Source organism: Brasilonema sp. UFV-L1 (genome assembly GCF_012912105.1).
Lineage (GTDB): Bacteria > Cyanobacteriota > Cyanobacteriia > Cyanobacteriales > Nostocaceae > Brasilonema.
The window spans coordinates 20,027-36,421 of the sequence record NZ_QMEA01000065.1 but is presented as its reverse complement, the minus strand read 5'-3'; the positions used below and the strand labels follow the sequence as shown (position 1 = coordinate 36,421).

Here is a 16,395-nt window from a genome sequence, read left to right as displayed (position 1 = left end):
CGGGGATTTGAGAAGCCCACACTGACCCGTTAGGGCAGTGTGTGGTAGTTCACTCTTCGTTACCCAATTGACATAAGGTCACAGTACGCGATACATCATGATCCAAGGGTTACATAAGTTTTTCACAATGCAAAGTTTTGTTAATTTTAGGTTGCATCACTACGAGGAGGAATGGACATGGATGCTAGTTTGATCGTATTCAACATTCTGAATCCACCAGTTCTGTTTTTCTTTTTAGGGATGACTGCCGTTTTTGTCAAGTCTGATCTGGAAATTCCTCCGCCGGCACCCAAACTTCTTTCCCTTTACCTGCTGTTTGCGATTGGGTTTAAGGGAGGAGTAGAACTGATGAAAAGTGGCATCACTCAGGAAATACTCCTGACACTGTTGGCAGCAGTCTTGATGGCTTGTTTTGTCCCGATTTACACCTTTTTTATCTTAAAGCTGAAGCTGGATATTTATGACGCTGCAGCGATCGCCGCGACTTACGGCTCTATCAGTGCTGTCACCTTCATCACAGCGAGTGCTTTTCTAACTGAACTTGGCATTGCTTTTGATGGCTACATGGTAGCAGCTCTTGCCTTGATGGAATCTCCAGCTATCATTGTTGGTCTCATCCTGGTAAATCTATTTACCGTCGAGCAAGAAAAGCCGCGAGAAATTGTCTGGCCTGAAGTCTTGCGAGACGCGTTTTTGAATAGTTCAGTCTTTCTATTAGTCGGTAGCGTCCTGATTGGATTCTTGACGGGAGAACACGGTTGGAAGGTTTTGGAACCCTTTACTCAGGGATTGTTCTATGGAGTTCTCACCTTCTTTTTACTGGATATGGGATTGGTTGCTGCCAAAAGAATTAAAGACTTGCAAAAAACAGGATTTTTCCTGATTTCATTTGCAATACTGATTCCAATACTGAATGCAGCTATTGGGTTATTAATTGCCAAATTCCTTGGTATCTCTCAAGGAGATGCACTCTTGTTCGCCGTACTATGCGCCAGCGCCTCTTACATCGCTGTCCCCGCAGCCATGCGCTTGACTGTTCCGGAAGCGAATCCCAGCTTGTACGTTTCTACGGCTCTGGCAGTCACATTCCCGTTCAATATTATTGTGGGAATTCCGCTATATCTGTACGGAATTAACCTGTTTTGGAGGTAATAATATGCACCTAGTCAAAAAAATAGAAATTATCGCCAACTCATTTGAGCTTGGTAAAATTTTAGATGGTTTAGACAAATCAGGTGTAAACGGTCATGTTGTCATCCGAAATGTTGCTGGCAAAGGATTACGAGGAACAACAGAAGATTTAGACATGACGATGCTCGATAATGTTTACATCATCGCGTTCTGTATGCCTGAGCAAATCAAGCCTGTTGTGGAAAACATCAGACCTCTGCTCAATAGGTTTGGAGGCACCTGTTACATCTCGGATGTCATGGAGATTAGCTCTGTAAAATGTGTCGCGTCAATGTAAAAAATCATGAACCAAAGAAAGCGTTTCATGGAACGTCGTGACTTCTTAAAGTTGGGAGCCACGGGAGCATTTGGTTTGATGGTCACTGCTAGTGACTTGCTGTGCCAAATTTCACCTGTTCAAGCTGCTGAACTGCCCCAGGCACTCACTCCCGAAGGCGCATTGCAAAAGCTGATGGAAGGAAATCAGCGGTTTGTCCAGCATCAACCCCGACACCCGGATCAATCCCAGATGCGGTTGCACGAAGTTGCTCAAGCTCAATATCCATTTGTCACCATCCTCAGCTGTGCGGATTCACGGGTGCCTGCAGAAATTGTTTTTGATCAAGGCATCGGAGACATTTTTGATGTTCGTATTGCCGGAAATATTGCCACGCCTGAAGCAGTTGGTAGTATTGAATATGCTGTTGTTCTTCTAGGCACGCCTCTGTTGATGGTACTTGGTCATGAACGATGCGGGGCAGTAACTGCAGCCGTACAAAACCAAGCGCTACTCGGTGAGATTGGTAGCTTTGTTAAGGCAATTAAGCCAGCAATCAAAAGAGTTAAAGATCAGTCGGGCGACGCGGTTGAAAACGCTGTGATTGCAAATGTGTATTATCAAATTGAACAATTGAAGCGATCAACGCTTTTAACTGAACGATTGGAATCTGGTAAATTGAAACTGGTGGGAGGTCGTTATGACTTGGATACAGGGAAAGTGAGTATCATCACTTAATGTGGAGTAGACACTGCTCCTAATCCCCAGATCAGCAGTGTTTCTTTCTCCACAGAACAATTAGGAATTGACTATTGAAAGTAATTTATATTACCTGAAAGTCGTAGTTTGCCTCTATTCGCTTCCGGCACCTTTTCACTTGTAAAGGGGAATGTTGGACAAGAAAAAAACGAAGGTGTCAGGAGTCAAAAGCTATGAATACGGAGCGTGCAAGTGGTGAATGAGTAAAGAGGTCAGCTTGGACATAGTTTGACTGCTTATCTTTGGAATGTTCCTCTCAAAACACCACTGGAGTATGCCTGGAATCTCTCCCCATAGCTGACTGCTCTACGGTTACTAGGTTCCGAACTCAAGATACTAGTAATTGAGAGCTATATAAGTGTATTATGTACATTTATCGCCATATTTTAGTCAGGCAAAGACATTGACCTGTGGCGTACACAAACCTATTAGTCCGATTGATTTAAAATTATGGCAGTTTACGAAAATCGAGAAGCGTTCATTCCCCACAGTCGCACCGATATCATCCAACTTTGCCTGCAAGATGGTCAGCTCAGTGCAACTGATGCTGAAAAATTTAAAAATTTCTGCCAAATCCTATCCGCGTATTACCATTTTCGCTTTCATAAAACGCAGGAAATTGTCAAAGATAACTACATACCCTTCGACCCTAATACAGAAATTCAACCACTCACTCAACCAAGCTTTGACCAATACGACGAAATGGAGTTAAAAGTGGTTGATGCATTTCAGCATATTTTAGAAAGAGCCAACTACATTCCTTTATCTGAATCGGTAGTCAAAGAATCTGTAGGTAAGGCATCTCTGATTGATTTGAAAACTCAGGTAGATTTCGAGGACTTTGAGCGCTTTCTGTGCTATTACCAAGGCGATATTTCCAAGAAAATTTCGGTGAAAAAATTATTTTTTTGGCAAGAAGAAAAGATAATTGATATTTTTGAACGAATTGTCTTGCTGATTAAATTCAAAGAAGAAGCTTACTTTAGTGCGAAGAAAGTCAAGTTGGAAGAACTGAAATTTACTCCAGGTAAAATGTATGTCTACTTCTATAAAAATATTCCAAAACTAGATATTGACTTGCTCTTTCCTAATGTAGCCACCAGTATGAGTTGGAAAGATAAGCTGCTATTTGGAATTCCTGCAATTGGAGCTGGAATTCCCCTGCTCTTAAAAACATTGCCGAATCTGTTATTACTCATCGCAGCAATTTTACTCGTGCTCAATGCGACATCCCTGGTCGAACCACTACATGTAGAACGGGATAAAATCCAAAATGTGTTGCCCATTTTAGTCGCAACACTATCATTGGCGATCGCCTTAGGCGGATTTGCCTTCAAGCAATACACCAATTACAAAAACAAAAAAATCAAATTCCAAAAAGATGTGACAGATACGCTTTTCTTCAAAAATTTAGCCAACAATGCCGGCGTCTTCCAGACGCTGATCGATATTGCTGAGGAAGAGGAATGTAAGGAAATCATTCTGGTATACTATCATCTGTTGACCAGTCCGACTCCGCTGAATCCAGAACAATTAGACTCTCGCATCGAGTGTTGGATGGAGAAAAAGCTGGGCACCAAGATTGATTTTGACATCCACGGTCCCTTGAATAATCTCGAAGAAATTCGTGGCAAAACAGTGCGAAATACATCTGAAGCGGACAGCGCACATGAATTGCCTTTACTAACTTACGATAACCAAGGATTTTGTCACGTTCTCCCCTTAGAGAATGCCTTGGCAGTCATTGATGATGTTTGGGATAATGCCTTCCAATATAACGGCATAGCCTTGTATGGTAGTCCTGCATCCTCTCTCAGATTTCATTGACTACAATTGTGTAGTCAACGACTCATCGCCTAGCTATTGGTATCAAGGGCGTTGTCCTCAAAGTGGTGAGTTACTAAGACTGCCTCGCACTGCTTTGGCAGAGGCGATCGCTTATAGTTTAATGCAACACCTTGCCACTAATAACCGTTATTCCTCTGAAGGAAAGATGTACGGGGTATTACTGATTGAACTACCTTCTGGTGAACAAAAAATACTCAAAGCTTTCTCAGGTCTTCTCAATGGCAACAGCGTAGTTGAGGGTTGGGTACCGCCGATTCCAGGACGAGAGCAAGTTGTCTTGGAAGAAACCCACACATTGGCTAAATTAGATACTATCAAGCAGGAACTTATAACCCTCAAGCAACTTCCCGAACGACTACAGTATGAAACCCGATCTCGTGAGTTTGAATTGCGTCTGCAACAAATGAGCGATCGCCATCAAGTTTTCAAAAACCAACGACACGAAAAACGTCAGATACTCTGTAAAACACTGGCGGGAGAAGCACTCGCTGTTGCTGTTGAACAACTCAACGAAGAAAGTCGCCGAGAAGGAATTGAACGAAAGCAACTGAAACGCCAACGCGCCGGAGAGTTACAACCGCTTCAAAAATTGATTTCAGCAGCAGACACGCGAATTCGGGAACTAAAACAACAGCGTAAAGAAATGTCTCGCCAACTCCAAGCGCAGATGCACGCTGCTTACACCCTCATGAATTTTTTAGGACAATCTCTATCATTGCAGCAATTGATACCAAAAGGTCCACCTACCGGAACAGGAGACTGTTGTGCCCCAAAACTACTCCACTATGCAGCAACGCATGATTTCAAACCATTGGCAATGGCAGAGTTTTGGTGGGGTTCGTCTTCTACTGATTCGCATAACATTCAAGGAGAATTCTACGGAGCTTGTGCAGAGCGCTGTCAGCCATTGATGGGGTTTCTGCTGTCAGGATTATCTCAAAGCGAGTCCAATGCAGAGATTTCCACGACTGAGCAAACACTACCTATTGTGTATGAAGACGAATGGTTGATTGTCGTAAACAAAGCCGCAGGATTACTGTCTGTTCCAGGTCGTTATTTTGACACTCAAGACAGTGTTCTTAGTCGTTTGCGTCAGCTGTTACCAGATGGGACGGGGCTTACCACCGTGCATCGGTTGGATCAGGAAACGTCTGGTATTCTTTTGTTAGCTCGCGATTTACAAACTTATCGTCAACTGAGTCAGCAGTTTCAGCAACGACAGGTTTGTAAGATATATGAAGCAGTGCTTTCCGATTTGATCACCACTGACCAAGGTATGATTGAACTACCATTATGGGGAAATCCTCAGAATCGTCCCTATCAACAAGTTGATTGGCAGTATGGAAAACCCAGCGTGACTCACTTTCAGGTAATAGCAGGTGAGGGAAAGTACACTCGTGTCGAGTTTATGCCGCAAACAGGACGCACCCATCAATTGAGAGTTCATGCTGCTGATGCGAGAGGACTTGGAGTACCAATTTTAGGCGATCGCCTTTATGGATGTCGTGCAGCAGCAAGTCGGTTACATCTGCACGCGAGGGAACTTTCTTTTAAGCATCCGCAATCTGGACAAACTCTTCACCTACAGGCAAAAACACCGTTTTGATGCGGCAATTTACACCAAGTGAGAATTCCTCCTTTTACGGGGTTTTCAATTATCAGCCCTTCACTTGCGGCGGCTTTATTCAATTCATCGTCAGCAGATACAAAGTTCACACCGGACAAGCCGTGAGTTATGCAGAGGATATTTAGCGCACAACCTGCAGCTAGCTGAACTGCGTCGTAACCTCGTAATCCCCGCGCCTGGGCTAATGCCATTGCAGAGTTGATGATATTTTCCGTGACTTCTACAATTTGGTACTCAGACAATAAGTCACTCCTGAACTGATTGCACGCTGCTGTCGCATCTGTCACACTGATACTGCCACCACGCGCCCGTCTTGTCATCGCAGCAACAATTTCAACACCTGTAATAGCTGCAATTAAGACTTCGTTGTTTAATACAGGGTCAAACAAATTCACAACCCATGCTGAACCTATCTCGCTAACGTAGCGTTTCACCAAGGCGCTGCTATCTACAAAATAAACTGCCATCTAGCGGCGTTCCTCAATAATTGTCTCAGAAACAGGTGTACCCTGAATTTGAATAAGTCGCCGTTCAGTTTGTCGATTCTGGGAGGGTTGCTTGAGCTGTTTGACTAAGCCAGATGTTAACAGGACTTGATAAAATTTGGTCTGTTGAACAGCTGCTTCTTTAGCAGCAAGATGCTTTTGAATAACCTGGTTAAGCTGCTGTAATTCTTCTGGAGCAAGCGCTTCAAGTTGATCTAGAATTTGGTTAAGAATTGCTTGTGTCATCAGTTTTTAGGTTTAACTAAGATGAGTTTGTCTACGATTTTAGGACAAACTCTACACTCCTCAAAATTCTAGTATGAGCCGACTTTATGGATGTCATGCAAAAGCAAGTCGATTACATCTGCCCGCAAGGGAACTTTCTTTTAAGCATCCGCAATCTGGACAGACTCTTCAATTACAGGCAAAAACGCCATTTTGACAATGAGGCAACCACGTTTTTTTTGGTATAAAAAGCATATATTCAGGGAAATAGCTTAATGAGTGGAGACAAACCAGTCAATAAGCTTCCGGGCAATACTGAGCTTAGGAGGAACTTGTGGTAAATTGTCTTTACTAAACCAAGCAGCATCCACCAACTCTTCCGGTTCGATGACAATATCACCACTTGCATAAGTAGCTGTAAATCCAATCATAAGCGAGTTTGGAAACGGCCAAGGTTGCGAGCCAAAATAGCGAATATCTTTCACCTCAATCCCCACTTCCTCCCGAACTTCGCGCACCACTGTTTCTTCTAACGATTCTCCCGGTTCCACAAATCCAGCCAGCACACTGTACATCCCAGGTGGAAACCGAGGGGCGCGACCTAACAATATTTCTTCACCCCGAGAGACGAGAACGATAATCGCAGGCGAGAGGCGAGGATAATTAACTAATCCACATTTAGGGCAACGCTTGGCACGCTCATGAGGTAATTGGGTTGTCCCAGTCGCGCAGTGTCCACAGTACTGATGAGTGCGATCCCATTCTACGAGTTGAATAGCGCGACCGCACACTGCATACAACTCATCATCTAATGTTCCGTACAATTCGCGCAATCCCAGCAAAGTCATTCCATCGGGGACAATTGCATCTTTAGGCAGTTCTGCCGAGTAACAGGGCTGATTGTCCAAGGTGCCAAGGAATTGGGTTCGCACTGGTTTCAAACCAATTTCTGCCAGACTGATGAGATTGGGAATTTGGTTAACCGTTTCTTCGGGACGAACCAGTAACTTATTGCCAACAAACGCAAACCACCAGGAGGGTTCAGACTGTACTGTGGGTGGAGTAATGCCAGGAATAAAGGTTTGATGCATATCAGTAGAACAAAATTGCCTTAATCGTATCATCACCATTAAGCACGAGTGGGAGGCGATCGTTGACAGATCCTAGAATCAAGCAACCGTGCAATGAGGGTTAGGGTTTCAGCTTATCCCGAACTAGGTTAGAAACAATCTGAATGAGTCGCCAAACTGAATGGCGACTGTAGGGGGTTGCTTCAGTGTAATCACTGTTAAACCAAGTTATGTTTTAGTAAACCTGTTGATTCGCTGCATTAGCGCAAAGAAACGTTCGGATTCATACTGATAACGCATACCTTTCCACCAATCCCGGAAGTATGGAAGATATCCTCTAGGAGACTCCAGTGTGAAATCAAGATTCTTGTATTGAATCCATTCACCTTTACCTGTCTTATTGTTTTTTTGATACCAACCTACACATATAGCAAACTTATACCAATTATCTTTATCATTATTATTAACTTGAATATTTTTAGTAAAAAAATTCTTCAAGCTAAAGTTTCGCTTTGAGGATGAAATGTTCTGCCAAATACTTTTCTGTACACTAAAACCAAAGTGTTGATTACTATATTCTCTCCACAAATTGTCAATATTAAAAACAATTTCATCTGATAAATTTCTTATTTCATCTATTCCTAGTTTTTGAGCTAACTTTTTTCCCAATGAAAAAAGTAAAATTTTCTTAGTTTCCTGATCGGCTTCTTGCCATTTACTTTGCAACAGTAAGTTTTCTAATTTAGAATAGTAACTTACTTCTTCGACCGAGATAATTTCTTCATTTTGTGAAATTTGTGGTTTTTGTTGTGTAATTCCCCACTCTAACTTGTTTAAACCTTCTGAGTCATTTACTCTTTCAGTAAAACTCACCCAATTTAGTTCTTGGAGAAAAAGTAAATCTTCTGGGATCTTATCAACTCCTGGCAGTAAGACTGGAATGACCGGAATGTTGGCAGTTACACATCGACTAGTAAATGTTCGTAGTTCCATAGTTTGCCATCTACCCAAGCCACTAGATCCCAAAAATATAGCAGCGGCTTTAACATTAGGAATCGCTTGTTGAATTTCATCCTGAAATGGTCTTCCTGGTGGGATTTGCTCTTCATCTATCCACACCTTAAGACCACGTTGCTTAAGTTGATTAGCGATTTCTTTGACTTCAGGCTTATCCTGACTATTGTGAGCAAAAAAAACGTCAAATTCAGCTTGATGAGACATCCTGCGATATTTATTTGTACACTTTTTTTCAGTAATTATACTTAAAAAAAGATAAAATGTGTAATTAAGTACATCTTTCTGTAATGGACAGTAGCCACAATCTAAGCCTATCGACTGCAAAAACGATACAATTTTGACAGAGCGCTAATTCCCAGCAATCCAAGGTGATGACAACAGCAGCGTCCCTTACCCTCGAAGAATTTCTCAAACTGCCAGAAACCAAGCCTGCTAGCGAATTTGTTGACGGAAAAATTCACCAAAAGCCTATGCCTCAAGGCAAACACTCGCGCCTACAGCTCAAATTCTGTGATGCGATCAATCAAATTGCAGAAACGCCGCACATTGCCTTAGCTTTTCCAGAATTGCGTTGTACATTTGGCGGGCGTTCGATAGTTCCTGATGCAACAGTATTTGTCTGGGAACGAATTCCGTTTGATGCGGATGGCGAAGTACTCAACACTTTTGAAATTTATCCTGATTGGACGGTAGAAATTCTCTCACCTGATCAAAGGGCAACTAAAGTCATTAGCAACATTTTGCACTGTCTTAAATATGGTACTCAACTAGGATGGTTGATAGATCCAGATGAGCGATTAATATTGGCATTTATTCCAGGACAAGAACCTGTGGAATTAACTGGTAGCAATTCTTTATCAATACCAAAATTCTTAACGCTTGATTTGACGGTTGAGCAGGTTTTTGGGTGGTTGAAAGTAGGTTAATTGAGGAGTGTATAACCTGTACCCAAATGCTTCTCAGGAAAGTTCAACCCCAGGACAATTTTTTACGGTACCAAACTGCTTACCCAAGCCTCATCTTCTGCGGATAACTTCGGAGTACAAGGCTGAGTGTAGTCAATGGCAAGTTCTAGCCTAGCGCGATCGTACACTCGATGTAACAACGGTTGTAATTCTAGTAATGGCTCTTGTTCTCCAGTACGCAGAGGAATTGGAAAAGCGGGTATTGGCTGTCTCAAGCTAAAGGCGTACAGCTGTGCTTTTGGACGTTGAGGACTCCGACTGATTAAGATGCGGTAATCTGATGCAATTGCACCAATCATAGGAAAAGGCTCACCACCCCGCAGTAAATCAATTTCAATTAAGTGAGTAGCAGTAGTGGAATCTTTTGTCTTTTTTGCAGATAAGCAATACGTCCTTCACCAGTACGTTTATTTTTGGGTGATAGCAGTTCAATGGTAGTGATTACGTTTCCTGTGGCACCTTCACGAATTTCCAAATAACGCTCTTGGACTTCCTCAGCAATTGGAATTTCAATGTTAAGAGGTTGAATCACCGCAGCAAGATTTGTGGCTTGAGTTTTATTCGGCGCAGAAGCAGTCACAGACACATCTGGAATGCCAACTAATAAACTTTCCCCAGCTTCGCTCAGATAAACCCGCTTTTCCACAGCAACACGGTAATCTCGACTAAGACAATCATCAAGTGCATCAGCAGTTGCGACAATAAAGCGGCTGTGAAATTCTGACCAGAATTCTGGATTTTCCAGATAAGGATTCATGCCAGGTAAAGGAGAGGGCATGGTAAAACTTTAAATAGGAAACAGCTTTATATCTATGCTACAAAAGCTATTTTATCTCCTCTTCATAACCTGCGCTACTATGGTCAAGTGTCCACCAGACCCGGTTTTATCTGCCCACGTAAATCCAGAACAGAATCAATGAGTCATCAACTCCAAGACTATAATCCCAGCGGCATAGGTCAAATCAATGGTAACCTCTTTGGTTTACCATTCGATTACGACTGTGCAAACTTGATTGTCTTTGGTATACCTTGGGAAGTAACTGTTTCCTATGGTGCAGGAACTGCTAACGGACCACAACGGGTTCTGGATGCTTCGCCGCAACTAGATTTGTTTGATTTCGATCATCCTGATGGATGGAAGCAGGGAATTTTCATGGTGGAAATTCCTCAGGATATTTTAGAGAAGAACGAATATTATCGCGCCTTAGCTGCAAAAATTATTGAGCGATTAGAACAAGGTAAACCACTGACAGAGACACCAGATTTAACACCTGTATTGGCAGAAATTAATCAAGCTTGTCAGCAAGTTAATCAATGGTTATTTGAAAATTCGAAAGAAGCAATTGAAAAAGGGAAACGAGTCGCGGTGATTGGTGGGGATCACAGTTCACCATTAGGTTACTTCCAAGCATTAGCAGCCAATTACGCAAACTATGGCATTTTGCACATTGACGCACACGCGGATTTACGCGATGCCTATGAGGGATTTGAGTTTTCCCATGCATCCATCATGTTTAATGCGATGAAACTACCACAAATTTCCAAGTTAGTGCAGGTAGGGTTGCGTGATATTTGTCATGATGAAGTGCAAATGATTGACCAATCAAATGGTCGAATTGTTGCTTATTATGACCCAGCTATTAAACAAAAGTTGTACTCAGGAACGACTTGGATTGACTTGTGTCGAGAAATTATCAGTCACTTACCTGAATATGTTTATATTAGCTTTGATGTAGATGGTTTAGATCCAAAACTCTGTCCGAGTACAGGGACTCCTGTTCCTGGTGGATTGGAATTAGAGCAAAGTTTTTGTTTGTTCCGTGAATTGGTAAATAGTGGTAGAAAAATTATTGGCTTTGATGTCTGTGAAGTTGGTGATGCTGAGTGGGATGGTAATGTTGGTGCGCGGATTGTTTTTAAGCTGGCAAATTTGATGGATTTATCAAGAGCGATGATAAGTCTTGATTCAAAAAAGTAATGGCTCAATTCTTGAGAGTACCTCTTTAATCACATTCTGAAGTACAGACCAGGGCGAATTGAGCATTGCGAGCTTGCCAATCTAAACATTTCAAAAGTCCTAGAAATCGGTGATAGTTGAAATGTGGCGTTAAGCGTAGCTCTCCGTAGGAATCGCCTGAGGTTGATATGATGCGGTCACTGAAAACACTTTAACCGTGTCTCAATTGTGAGATATTACTCATCTAAATGCTTTTCAATCACTAATCTTGACAAAAAATCTTGCTTGTGCGTATACTGAGTCATTGCAGATGAATATCAAAGCTTAGATGTTCGTCTCATGGGTACTACCTTCATTCCTCAGACCAATGTATATCCAGTATTCTGGTTTAGCATTTATCTGAGATTTGAGGTGAAGCTCTCAAATAACTGCTAGTTCAGCATATTGGATATGCACTGGTTTGAGATTTGAAGGTAGTACGCTTGAGACGTTTATCGTTAAGCGAGGAAAAAAAGTTTCTTGTTTCTTTAAGCAAAGTTTCTTTGCTGAGATTTTACACGAACTTCAAAAACCGGGTTTCTTGCAACTCATACAATCTAGAAACGTTGATTTTTAGTTAAGAAACCCGGTTTTTTGGTCTTGTTGAGAATGATGCAAGACCTGAATTTCCATATTTGATATTCCGATGCTACTCAAATCTGTAGTAAAGGAAATTCAATAATGAATTCTAAACAAAGACGCAACAAGAAGGTTCAACTTGTTTGTGAATATGGACTGTGCTGTTGGTGGTGTAGGTGCTATTTACCCTTTGAAAAGCTAACCCTTGACCACCTAAAACCCAAAAGTCATGGTGGTTCTGACTCGTTAGAAAATCTACGACTTGCTTGTTTGTCACGCATTTGTCCCCTAGAAAAACAGCCAGCACGCCAGGTGCGGGACTGTCGGGAAACCCGCAAGGGCGCACTGGCTCCTTTGTCTGGTTGATCTGTCGGCGCATACGGGTACTCGTGATCATAAGGCTGGCTGTTTTTCTCACGTGGAAGACCTCGTCATGTAACAAATCTCGTGGGAATAGTCTTTATCCACCACAATATAGCAGTATTGTTTTTAAATCGTATTCTTGATGAATGAGTGAGGGAAAAAATGCATAAACTTTTGATTTTCAATGATGAAAAACTTCTTCGTCGTGCGCTAACTCATCGCTCCTACGTTAATGAAAATCCTGAAGACATTGGAGATAACGAACGATTAGAGTTTCTTGGCGATGCAATTCTCAATTTCATTAGTGGTGAATATTTGTATCAACATCATCCCGAAATGGGAGAGGATGAAATGACACGAAGACGAGCAGCACTCGTGGATCAAAAACAACTTGCTCAATTTGCAATTGAGGTTGGAATAGACTTTAGAATGCGCTTGGGACAAGGTGCAATCAGAGATGGTGGCTACCAAAATCCAAACCTTCTTAGCAGCACTTTTGAAGCAGTTGTGGGGGCTTACTATTTAGACAATAATCGAAATACTGAAGCACTTCGTCTTTTGCTAGAGCAATTGTTTGACTCTGTACCTCAAGGAATCGTTGTACTTCGCTCAGATTTAGACCCGAAAAATAAATTTCAGGAATTTGCACAAGCAAATGGTGCGACAACTCCTCCAAAGTATGCCACAGAAAAAATAGGTGGGACAGATCATGCTCCAGAGTACATGTCTAGGGTTTATGTGGGTGATAAAATCTACGGTCAAGGCAAAGGTCGCAGCAAGAAAGATGCAGAAAAGAAAGCTGCCGAAGACGCTCTCACTCAGTTGAAAAAACGAAAACTGCTTTGAAGATGGTGAGCAATGTAGAGACGTAGCATTTACGTGCTCTACACATCATCAAATCTTGCCAAAAATCTTTAACAGTAACTGTATTGGAAGATTATATTAGATAATAGGTCTGTAATTCTTTCCTCCCCTGCTTTCTTGCTTCCCCTGCTTAAGAACTGCCTATTTGTATCAACCTTAAAATCAAACGGTATTAGGGGTAATTGACACCAAATTACTAGTACACAGCATGAAATTAAACTATCAAAAGAACATTTTTTTTACTCTTGTCAAAGTTATATCTATAGTTCTCATCGCCGGTTCAATTGGATTGGAAGTATCGAATATTTATGCAGTTCTAACTCACACGAAAGTACCAAGCAGCTTAAATCCAATTTTTTGGATTGAGCGTTTTGCAATGGCAATCCATTTCATTGAAGGAATTGTAGCAGCTTTTTATGCACCTTCAAGAGAAAAGATGCCGCTACAATATGGTACTTATACTTTTTTTGTCGGCACAATTGGTTTGTTAGAATTGTTTAACAAAGAAGAAAACTAATAGTTAACTCTGAAAAAAATGCCTACATGGAGCTGATCGTACATTAAAGGGGGGTTAGACCCCTACGTTTACACATAGTACGCCAGATGCCAGGCTGTCGTGAAACCCAGCACTGGCTCCTCAGCTTGAATTGGGGATTGAAACCCCAACTCAAACTGTCTTTAATGCTGTACCTTATGAATTTTGAATTTTGATCGCTCCACGGGACGCAGCTGCGCCACCAGCCGCGCAGCCTCCGGTCCATTTTGAATTTTGAATTGTTATTTCAACTCTTTCGCGGGCGGTAAAATACCAAACTTATTTAAACCCTTATCGAGTTCCCTCAATAACTTAAAATCCTCCTCCGGTAAAGGATAACTGCTACTGCTCAACCCCTGACTAGAAGACTGCTCCAAAAAGGAGAATGCTTGACGAAACTGATGCGGCTGTGCTTTGATTAGTGAGTCAAAATGACAAGGAATAATCCACTCAAAGTCCCAACTCGCGACTTTCTCAGCCCAGTTTATAGTTTCCCTTGGTGCTCGATTGAGAATAAGAGTTTGTAAAATTGGTGCGACAAACAAACGACCATTTCCTCGCAGTGCATCGAATGAGTGCTTCCAATCCGAGTTCCATTTGAAGGGAAATAACCCGAAATAAGCTTTCTTTGAGCGTTCTGGTGCAATGATCGCGTTGAAAAATACCTCACTCCATCTAATAATCTCCACCATGCTTGGTCGGAAGTATACAGCAAACAACGAAATGCGCTGCCATCCTTTGCGGCGATTTGTCGGATTATCTTCAAGGATGTCAGACGCTTTGTCTTTTGCATGGAACAGCAACGGGTATGGATCTAATTGAACGATCGCCGGTGGTTGTTCTGGTACCGAAACTACTGAGTCTGTGACGAGTAGTGTGTGCGATCGCCTGTGAAAGAACGCCACTTCTGCAAACCCACCAGGTCCAAGCTTGATACAATCTAAAATTGCGTAGTCAAACTGGTCAGCAAAGGGAGTTTTGCTGCTATCTTTTGGAAGTATCTGAGTGCGTTTGGGGGGTAAGCCTAGCCAGCTGAGTGGAAGATTAAGCGGGAAACTCCACTGCTTAGGAGCAACAAAAACCTGTGCTTTCGGGAAGCATCTGGCAAAAGGACCAACAAAAACCTTATGTTCTAAGCCAGAGATAGTTGGCAGGATGATATACTTAACGTCGCCGTGTTCTGCCACCAATTCATTCACAAGGCGAATACACTCGCTCGTTGGTGCAACAGGTGCGTAAACGAACAAACCCCCTTCATCTAACTTCACAACAGTCATCCGAATGGGGACGACAACATAGAAAATGCCTTGAAGTTGGTCAAAAGTCCAAATTGTGTCTTTCAGCACTTCTGTGCGAATTGTCCGCCGTTTGCCAAAAGGGTAGAGTGGCAAGGTAAACCAGAAAGACCATGAAAAGTCTCTTAGATGAGTCTGTTGTCCTTGCGTTTCTTGCACGTTCTTCTTAGTTTGAGCCACTTCACGCTCCTTCGCACGTCCTACATGCTCAAACTGTTTTTATCTAACTTTCCAAAATTTGGAGTTTAGTGAATTTTTGAGCATATAAACTATATTGCGAGATTTCTGCAAGATTTTATCGAGTTTGAAAAATATTTTGCACCATTTTTTTGTCTGTACTCGCAGCCGCTTGATCTAACTCTGCTATCTCACCGGAATCTAATTGCCAACCCAAAGCACCAATATTCTCCTTTGCTTGTTCTACAGTTTTCGCTCCAGGAATGGGAATAGTTCCTTTACAAATACACCAATTTATGGCTACCTGCGACACCGTTTTGTTTTTTGATTGTGCTACCTCTCGTAAGCAAGCCAAAAGTGGCCGGATTCCTGGTAGTATCTGCCTAAACAGCAAACCTCGAATACCCTTTGGAAAAGGACCTTTTTCAGAGTACTTTCCTGTCAAAAGCCCCAAAGCAAGAGGACTGTAGGCAATGAGTTTGATTCCCAACTCATCACAAACATCTTTAACCCCCAATTCGGTAACAGGATACGTGGACAGCAGTGAGTACTGAACTTGCAGAGTCGCAATTGGAACTCCTCGCTCAGCAAATCTTTGATGTACGCGTTTAAGCCGTTTTGGTCCATAATTGGATAAACCGACTCCCTTCACAAGTCCTTGCTCATAAAGGTCGGCAAGACCATCCAAAAGTCCTCGTTCTTGCCAGGGAGCATAATTCGCCGTAGACCAGTGCATCTGCACCAAATCTACATTTCTTCCTAGCCGCTTGGCAGATGACTTGCAAGCCGACACCATTGATTGACGTGTCCATCTCCAGGGATAAGCAGCAAGCTTGGTTGCAATGCAAATATTTTCTTTGCCTGGACCGAGATATTCCTGAGAGAATTGTCCTAAAAGTGACTCGCTTCGTCCATTTAATCTCCCGGTTCCGTAAGAATCACCCGTATCAAACAAGGTTACACCATTGCTCACACAAAGGTTAAAGACGGCTTGCAACTGGTCATCCATGCTTTCGTCATATCCCCAAAGCAATCGGTTACCCCATGCCCAAGTCCCGCAGCCCATGCTTGGGAGGGAGAGTTCTTGACAAATTTGCATTTTTACTGTACCTTCCCGTTACATGACACAAATAGGACTTACGC

At 42.3% G+C, this 16,395-nt stretch carries 16 protein-coding genes and 1 pseudogene; 10 read left to right on the top strand and 7 right to left on the bottom strand.

The genetic code is table 11. The features are described from left to right. Window positions 1-177 precede the first annotated feature (177 nt). The 5 genes from DP117_RS19210 (at window position 178) to DP117_RS19190 (ending at window position 5,660) form a co-directional block, all read left to right on the top strand. Window positions 178-1,152 carry a sodium-dependent bicarbonate transport family permease gene (locus DP117_RS19210; RefSeq protein ID WP_169219876.1) on the top strand — a complete coding sequence of 325 codons (975 nt, stop codon included), beginning with the start codon at window positions 178-180 and terminating at the stop codon, window positions 1,150-1,152. 4 nt (window positions 1,153-1,156) lie between these two features. After that, window positions 1,157-1,468: a P-II family nitrogen regulator gene (locus DP117_RS19205; RefSeq protein WP_169219875.1), complete on the top strand. Its 312-nt coding sequence runs from the start codon at window positions 1,157-1,159 to the stop codon at window positions 1,466-1,468. Window positions 1,469-1,495: 27 nt separating this feature from the next. After that, window positions 1,496-2,185 (top strand): carbonic anhydrase, encoded by a 690-nt coding sequence (locus DP117_RS19200; RefSeq protein ID WP_169219874.1) that lies wholly within the window; start codon window positions 1,496-1,498, stop codon window positions 2,183-2,185. Between the two features lie 471 nt (window positions 2,186-2,656). Beyond that, window positions 2,657-4,033: a TMEM143 family protein gene (locus DP117_RS19195; RefSeq protein WP_169219873.1), complete on the top strand. Its 1,377-nt coding sequence runs from the start codon at window positions 2,657-2,659 to the stop codon at window positions 4,031-4,033. Continuing rightward, the gene (locus tag DP117_RS19190) at window positions 3,999-5,660 is read left to right on the top strand and encodes an RluA family pseudouridine synthase (RefSeq protein WP_169219872.1); all 1,662 of its coding nucleotides are present in this window, start codon (window positions 3,999-4,001) and stop codon (window positions 5,658-5,660) included. Before DP117_RS19195 ends, DP117_RS19190 begins: the two co-directional genes overlap by 35 nt. Here DP117_RS19190 and DP117_RS19185 read toward each other — a convergent pair. The 4 genes from DP117_RS19185 to DP117_RS19170 all read right to left on the bottom strand — a co-directional run bounded on the left by DP117_RS19185 (window position 5,633) and on the right by DP117_RS19170 (window position 8,682). Further along, entirely contained in the window at window positions 5,633-6,148 is a 516-nt protein-coding gene (locus tag DP117_RS19185; protein WP_169219871.1) for a type II toxin-antitoxin system VapC family toxin, read from the bottom strand. The two genes, DP117_RS19190 and DP117_RS19185, sit on opposite strands and share 28 nt — an antisense overlap. Continuing rightward, entirely contained in the window at window positions 6,149-6,412 is a 264-nt protein-coding gene (locus tag DP117_RS19180) for a hypothetical protein (protein ID WP_169219870.1), read from the bottom strand. Between the two features lie 251 nt (window positions 6,413-6,663). Next, window positions 6,664-7,482: an NAD(+) diphosphatase gene (nudC, locus tag DP117_RS19175; RefSeq protein WP_169219869.1), complete on the bottom strand. Its 819-nt coding sequence runs from the start codon at window positions 7,480-7,482 to the stop codon at window positions 6,664-6,666. 207 nt (window positions 7,483-7,689) lie between these two features. Beyond that, on the bottom strand, window positions 7,690-8,682 hold the full coding sequence (locus DP117_RS19170; RefSeq protein WP_169219868.1) for a GUN4 domain-containing protein: 993 nt from the start codon (window positions 8,680-8,682) through the stop codon (window positions 7,690-7,692). 167 nt (window positions 8,683-8,849) lie between these two features. Between DP117_RS19170 and DP117_RS19165 the strand changes: the two genes are divergently transcribed. Next, window positions 8,850-9,404, top strand: a complete 555-nt coding sequence (locus DP117_RS19165; RefSeq protein WP_169219867.1) for a Uma2 family endonuclease — start codon at window positions 8,850-8,852, stop codon at window positions 9,402-9,404. A 62-nt stretch (window positions 9,405-9,466) separates the two neighbouring features. Here the strand turns inward: DP117_RS19165 and DP117_RS19160 are convergent. Next, window positions 9,467-10,200 (bottom strand): annotated as a pseudogene (locus DP117_RS19160) (DUF4058 family protein). Window positions 10,201-10,359: 159 nt separating this feature from the next. On the opposite strand from DP117_RS19160, the gene speB reads away from it, so the two are divergent. The 4 genes from speB (at window position 10,360) to DP117_RS19140 (ending at window position 13,762) form a co-directional block, all read left to right on the top strand. Further along, a complete protein-coding gene (speB, locus tag DP117_RS19155) occupies window positions 10,360-11,421 on the top strand; it encodes an agmatinase SpeB (RefSeq protein WP_169219866.1) in 1,062 nt (353 codons plus the stop codon). Between the two features lie 699 nt (window positions 11,422-12,120). Beyond that, window positions 12,121-12,384 carry an HNH endonuclease signature motif containing protein gene (locus tag DP117_RS19150; protein ID WP_169219865.1) on the top strand — a complete coding sequence of 88 codons (264 nt, stop codon included), beginning with the start codon at window positions 12,121-12,123 and terminating at the stop codon, window positions 12,382-12,384. Window positions 12,385-12,543: 159 nt separating this feature from the next. After that, the gene (gene rnc / locus DP117_RS19145; protein WP_169219864.1) at window positions 12,544-13,227 is read left to right on the top strand and encodes a ribonuclease III; all 684 of its coding nucleotides are present in this window, start codon (window positions 12,544-12,546) and stop codon (window positions 13,225-13,227) included. 226 nt (window positions 13,228-13,453) lie between these two features. After that, complete coding sequence (locus tag DP117_RS19140; protein WP_169219863.1) at window positions 13,454-13,762, top strand: hypothetical protein; 309 nt, start codon at window positions 13,454-13,456, stop codon at window positions 13,760-13,762. A 260-nt stretch (window positions 13,763-14,022) separates the two neighbouring features. Here DP117_RS19140 and DP117_RS19135 read toward each other — a convergent pair whose 3' ends face one another. Together DP117_RS19135 and DP117_RS19130 are read right to left on the bottom strand one after the other, a co-directional pair. Continuing rightward, on the bottom strand, window positions 14,023-15,255 hold the full coding sequence (locus DP117_RS19135; RefSeq protein WP_339381321.1) for a DUF4336 domain-containing protein: 1,233 nt from the start codon (window positions 15,253-15,255) through the stop codon (window positions 14,023-14,025). A 115-nt stretch (window positions 15,256-15,370) separates the two neighbouring features. Then, window positions 15,371-16,351, bottom strand: a complete 981-nt coding sequence (locus DP117_RS19130; protein WP_169219862.1) for an aldo/keto reductase — start codon at window positions 16,349-16,351, stop codon at window positions 15,371-15,373. Window positions 16,352-16,395: the final 44 nt, after the last annotated feature.